The organism is Azohydromonas lata NBRC 102462 (genome assembly GCF_001571085.1).
Classification (GTDB): domain Bacteria; phylum Pseudomonadota; class Gammaproteobacteria; order Burkholderiales; family Burkholderiaceae_C; genus Azohydromonas; species Azohydromonas lata.
Genome location: NZ_BCTC01000202.1, coordinates 1 through 4,089 on the forward strand (window position 1 = coordinate 1; position 4,089 = coordinate 4,089).

The 4,089-nt window shown below is 70.6% G+C and carries 3 protein-coding genes; 1 reads left to right on the forward strand and 2 read right to left on the reverse strand.

Going from position 1 to position 4,089, the window contains the following annotated elements:
- Positions 1-162: 162 nt before the first annotated feature.
- A complete protein-coding gene (locus ALA01S_RS30275) occupies positions 163-1,173 on the forward strand; it encodes a GlxA family transcriptional regulator (protein ID WP_084268098.1) in 1,011 nt (336 codons plus the stop codon).
- A gap of 27 nt (positions 1,174-1,200) precedes the next feature.
- Here the strand turns inward: ALA01S_RS30275 and ALA01S_RS30280 are convergent, their stop codons facing one another.
- Together ALA01S_RS30280 and ALA01S_RS30285 are read right to left on the reverse strand one after the other, a co-directional pair.
- On the reverse strand, positions 1,201-2,517 hold the full coding sequence (locus tag ALA01S_RS30280; protein WP_066343375.1) for a hemolysin family protein: 1,317 nt from the start codon (positions 2,515-2,517) through the stop codon (positions 1,201-1,203).
- Between the two features lie 91 nt (positions 2,518-2,608).
- On the reverse strand, positions 2,609-3,886 hold the full coding sequence (locus ALA01S_RS30285; protein WP_066343378.1) for a GDSL-type esterase/lipase family protein: 1,278 nt from the start codon (positions 3,884-3,886) through the stop codon (positions 2,609-2,611).
- Positions 3,887-4,089 lie beyond the last annotated feature (203 nt).

Consider the following 4,089-nt stretch of genomic DNA (forward strand, 5'->3'; position numbering starts at 1 on the left):
AAACCGGCGCCGACATGCTCACCAAGTACAAGGAAACAGCCCGTGGCGGACTTGCGGTCAACATCGTCGAGTGCTGAGGCACCGGGGCTGCGGGACGGCGCCGCGGAAAGCGGCGGCCATGCCCCGGCCGGCCGGCCGCCGCTGAACGTGGGCTTCGTGCTCATGCCCGGCTTCACCATGGTGGCGTTCTCCGGCTTCGTGGACGCGCTGCGCCTGGCGGCGGACGAGGGCGACCGCAGCCGCCCCATCCACTGCCGCTGGAGCGTGCTGGCCGAGGAGCTGCGCCCGGTGGTGGCCAGCAACGGCGTGGAGCTCATGCCCACGGCGCGCTTTGGCGACCCGGCGGCCTTCGACTACATCGTGGTCGTGGGCGGGCTGCTGCAGGGCACCAGGCGGCTGGCCAAGGCGACGCTGGAGTTCCTGCGCCTGGCGGCCTCGCGCGCGGTGCCGCTGGTTGGGCTGTGCACGGGCTCCTTCGTCCTGGCACGCGCCGGGCTGCTGCAGGACCGCCGCGTGTGCGTGAGCTGGTTCCACCACCAGGATTTCATACGCGACTTCCCCACGCTGCAGGCCGAGTCGCACGAGATGTTCGTGGTGGACCGCGACCGCCTCACCTGCGCCGGCGGCACCAGCGTCGTGCACCTGGCAGCCTGGCTGATAGAGCGCCACTGCGGCAAGGCGGCGGCCTCCAAGGCGCTGCGCATCATGCTGGAGGAAGGCGCCCTGCCCGCGCGCACGCCCCAGCCGCAGCCCAGCTTCGCCGAGCGCACGGACGACCCGCGCGTGCGCCAGGCCATCTGGCTGATGGAGCAAAGCCTGTCCAGCCCCATGCCGCTGTCGGAGGTGGCGCGCAACGTCAACATGAGCCTGCGCCACCTGGAGCGGCGCTTCCGCGAGGCCATAGGCCTGAGCCCGCACGACTTCTCGGTGCGCCTGCGGCTGCGCCACGCGCATTGGTTGACCGAGCACACGCGGCTGCAGATCTCGCAGATCGCGCTGGAGTGCGGCTTCAGCGACGGCGCGAATTTCTCCAGGCGCTTTCGCGAGGTGTTCGGCTACCCGGCCAGCGCCCTGCGGCGCGGGCGGGCCAGCGCGGCGTCGGGGGAGCCGCTGGGCCTGCTGGAGGCGGCCTATGAGCCCGCAGCAGCCGAACCCGCCGAGGCCCCGGCCTGAGCCCTGCGGCGAACGGGGCGCCGGGCCTCAGGCCGGGCCGGACGCCAGTTCGGCCTCCACGCCGGCGGGCCGGCTGGCGAGCACCTTGTCGATGATCTTGTCGTCCATGTCCACGATCTCGAAGCGCCAGCCGCTCCACTCCACCAGGTCGCCCAACTTGGGCAACCTGCCGGTGAGCAGCATGATCATGCCGCTGAGCGTGTGGTAGCGCCCGCGCTCCTCCTCCGGCACCGACTCCAGCGCCAGCCTGTCCTTGAGCTCGGGCACGGGGATGTGGCCGTCCAGCAGCCAGGAGCCGTCCTTGCGCTGCACGGCCCAGGCGGTGGCCGGGTCGCGCGGCTGGAATTCGCCGGTGATGGCTTCGATCAAGTCCTGCAGCGTCACGATGCCCTGGATCTGGCCGTACTCGTCGATGACGAAGGCCATCTGCACCTGCGACGAGCGGAAGTTGTCCAGCAGCTCCATGCCCGTCACGGTCTCGGGCACATAAAGCGGCGGCTGCAGGGGCTGCTCGGCCAGCTTGCGCGAGCCGCCCTGCAGGGCGCGCGACAGCCACTGGCGCGCGTTCACCACGCCCAGCACCTCGTCAAAGCTGCCCTTGACGACGGGAAAGCGCGCGTGGTCGGACTGCTCGATGAGTGCCAGTTGCGTTTCGAACGATTCGTTGAGGTCCAGCGCCACGACGCCGGCGCGCGGCACCATGAGCGAGCCGATCTGCCTGTCGTCCAGCCGGAAGACGTTGCGCACCATGGCCTGCTCGTGCGCCTCGATCACGCCGGCGCTCGTGCCCTCGGCCAGCATGGCGTGGATCTCCTCGGCGGTGACGGCGTTGCTGTTGCCGTCCTTGACGCCCAGCAATTTCAGCAGGGCCTGCGTCGAGATGGTCAGCAGCTTCACGAAGGGCTTGGCGGCCACGGCCAGCGCGTCAATGGGCCGCGCCACCAGCCGCGCCAGGGTTTCGGGATGCGACTGCCCCAGGCGCTTGGGCACCAGCTCGCCCACGACGATGGAGAAGTAGGTGATGAGCACGACCACCAGGCCGGTGGCGCCGTAACCCGCGTAGGGGTCGGCCACGCCCAGCTCCATGAGCCAGGCCGCCAGCGGCTGGGCCAGTGCCGCTTCGCCGACGATGCCGTTGAGCACGCCGATGGAAGTGATGCCGATCTGGATGGCGGAGAGGAAACGGGTCGGATCTTCCCCGAGCTTGACCGCCGCGGCGGCGGCGTGGTCGCCCTCATCGATGAGCTTCTGCAGCCTGGCCTTGCGGGCCGTCACGAGAGCGATCTCGGACATGGCGAACAGGCCGTTGAGCACGATGAGGGCGACGAGTATGGCGACTTCCATAAGCGCGTCCCGAAGGCGGACGCCGTGAGTTGAAACGCTGTCCGACCAGGGGATTGCGTTGAAGTTCCCTTCGGTGCAAGCGGGCGCGGCCTTATGGCGCCAGCAGGCCCAGGTCTATGGAGCCCGCCATCGCCACATAGCCGGCCCGATTGGGATGCAACCCGTCGCCGGGCCCGCCCACGGTGCCGTCGGGGACGAAGGCCTCCTTCATGCGCCCGCTGGCCTCGTCCAGCGTCACGGCCTCGAAGTCCAGCACGGCGTCGAACAGGCCCGCGCCGCGAATGAAATCGTTGAGCGCTCGGCGCTTGTCGTCCTGCTCGCGGTGCCCGTGCGCGGCCGCGGTGCTGCCCAGCGCGGGCACCAGCGTCGCGCCCAGCACGCGCACGCCCGGGAGGGCCGCGCGCAGGCGGCGCACGCCCTCGCAGAAACCGGCGGTCACCGCCTCCACGCTGGCGTTGCCGTTGCGGCTGAAATCGTTGGTGCCTTCCAGCCAGATCACGGTGGACACGCCGGAGAGGCCGATCACGTCCCGCTCCAGCCGCTCCACGGCCGAGGCGCCGCCGGCCGTCGGGCTCCATGGCGACCAACTCGCCGGCCCAACCACCTGGTTGCTGCCTATGCCGGCGTTGACGATGCCCACGCGCTGGCCGAAGGCGGCGTGCAGGCGGCGCGAGAGCACGTCCGGCCAGCGGTCGTCGCCGTTGAGCGTGGAGCCGCTGCCGTCGGTGATGGAGTCGCCCAAGGCCACGATCAAGCGCGTGCCCGCCTCCATCCACATGTCCACCGCGTCCAGGAAGTACCAGGACGCGCTGGTGAAGGGAAAGGCCAGCTCGTCCTCGCGGGCGCCCTGGGCGCCCGCGCCCGGCGGCGTCAGGTAGGACATCTGCAGCGCCTTGGCGTGCCAGGTCATGGGCCCGCTGTCCCCTTCGACATGAAAGCTCACCGCCAGCTTGCGGCCCTCCAGCAGCGCGGGAGGCAAGCCGTCCACGAAGGGCAGCGGCACCGGGTCGCTCCAGGCGGACTCGCCCGGCGGCAGCGTCACGCCATCCGTGCCTTTGAAAGTCACGCGCCGGTTGCTGCCGGCCACCAGCGTGGCGCCGCCAAGCTGCAGGCCCACGTGCACGCCGGCAAAGCGCACGGGCTGGGTGCCGAAGGCATTGCTCAGGCGCAGCCGCGCGCGCGGCCCCCACAGGTCCGGCCGGACGATGAGCCTGAAGCTCTGGTCGCGCGCGCCCTGCGCGGGCGACGGGAAGGCAAAGCGCAGGTCCGGCTGCGCCAGCGGGCTGCCGGCGGGATAAGGCCCCTGCGCCGAGCCCGTCCAACCCGTCACCCACTTGCGCGCGTCCGCCGCGGCGTCTTCATGCCCCATTGCCTGCTCCCTCCATGCCGGCCGGGATTATCGGTGTCGCATTGGGCAGCCCCGGCTTGTCTGCAGGCGACATGGACGCCTTGTCGCAGCGCGACAAGTACAGGTCGCCCTCCAACAATCGCAGCAGGCCCCGCGACCGAAGAATGGCCCCCATTCGGACCTATCCCAGGAGTCAACAAATGCAGGGCCAGACCTACTCGTGG